1 protein-coding gene is annotated in these 1,445 nt (G+C 71.3%); it reads left to right on the top strand.

Features of this window, described 5'->3' with window-relative positions; all coding sequences use genetic code 11:
* Positions 1–1,445: autotransporter domain-containing protein (locus DBR34_RS20420; protein ID WP_219928352.1), on the top strand; the 1,445-nt coding region annotated here is incomplete at both ends.

Below are 1,445 nucleotides of genomic sequence, written 5' to 3'. Positions count from 1 at the left end.
TGCTGATGCTGGCCGCCGGGCGCTGCAGCCTGACCGCCAACCAGGCCGGCAACGCGCAGTACCAGGCCGCCACCCAAGCCGTGCTTGAAGTGGACATCACCGCCGCCGTGCCGGTGCTGCAGTGGCCGCAGGAGCTGCAGAAGCTGTACGGGCAGGCCGCGTTCGACCTGGTCGATCCGGCCAGCCCCAGCCGCGGCACCTTCAGCTACAGCAGCAGTGCACCGACCGTGGCCAGCGTGCAGGGGCGCACCGTCACCCTGCACGGTGAAGGCGTGGCGATCATCACCGTTACCCAGGCCGCCGCCGGTGGCTTCGGCATCGGCACCGCGCAGCTGCGCCTGACCGTCGCCCAGCGGCCCGACCCGACCCGCGACCCGGGCGTGGTCGCCGGCGTGCAGGCGCAGGTGGACGCGAGCGTGCGATTTGCGAGTGCGCAGCAATCCAACATCCGTGATCGCCTGCGCCAGGTGCGCAGTGGCGACAACGGCTCCAGCAACCAGCTGTCGCTCGCCCATGCCGGCGGCCGCGACCGCCCCGGCCTGGCCTTGCCGCTGGCGCCGATGCAGGCCGCGCCGTGGCCGTCCCTGCCCACCGGCTGGGGCCTGTGGGCCTCGGGCAGCGCCACCTTCGGCGATGGTAACCGCAGCAGTAGTTACGCCTTCCACACCGACGGCCTTACCGTCGGCCTGGACCGCGCTGTCGGCGAGCGCCTGCTGCTGGGCGTGGCGGCCAGCCTGGCGCGCAACGACAGCGAAAGGGACGGCAGCGAGTCGCGCGTGGAAGGCAGGCAGCATTCGCTGGCCGCCTACGGCCTGTGGCGCAGCGGCGAGCACCTGTTCGTCGACGGCGTCATCGCCGGCGGTGCGCTGGACTTCGCTACCCGCCGCTGGAGCACGGACGCGGACGCCTTCGCGCGCGGCAGCCGCGACGGTGACCAGTGGTTCGGTTCGCTGGCCTTCGGCTACGAACACCGCAACGCCGGCATGACCCTCACCGGCTACGGTCGCGTGGAAGCCAGTCGCACCACGCTCGATGCGTACCGTGAGACCGGGCTGGATCTGTACGACCTCGACTACCGCCGCCAGGTGGTGCGCAACAGCGCGGTCGCGCTAGGCCTGGAAGGGGCCTACCTGGCGGGCGATGGCGAAGGACGCGTGCGTCCGTTCTGGAACATCGAATACCGCCAGGCCATCGACGACAAGGGCGCGGCCTACCTCAACTACGTGGTGGGCCCACGCGCGCAGGACTATCGCCTGGACATGCACAGCTACAACGACAATGCCCTGTCGATGGCCGCCGGCATGGACGTGCGCCTGCAGCGTGGCTGGTTGCTGTCGCTGCTGCTGGGCCATGAGCAGACCCGCGGCTCCAGCCGTGCCAGCAGCGTGGGACTGCGGGTGAGCTATGGCGGTGCAGGAGCCGGTGCGGGCCCTGCGGCCGACGCG

The sequence above is a fragment of the Stenotrophomonas sp. HMWF003 genome, assembly GCF_003061285.1.
GTDB classification, from domain to species: Bacteria; Pseudomonadota; Gammaproteobacteria; order Xanthomonadales; family Xanthomonadaceae; genus Stenotrophomonas; species Stenotrophomonas maltophilia_AP.
The sequence above is the reverse complement of the archived record's forward strand: the minus strand, read 5'-3'. Positions and strand labels throughout refer to the sequence as shown.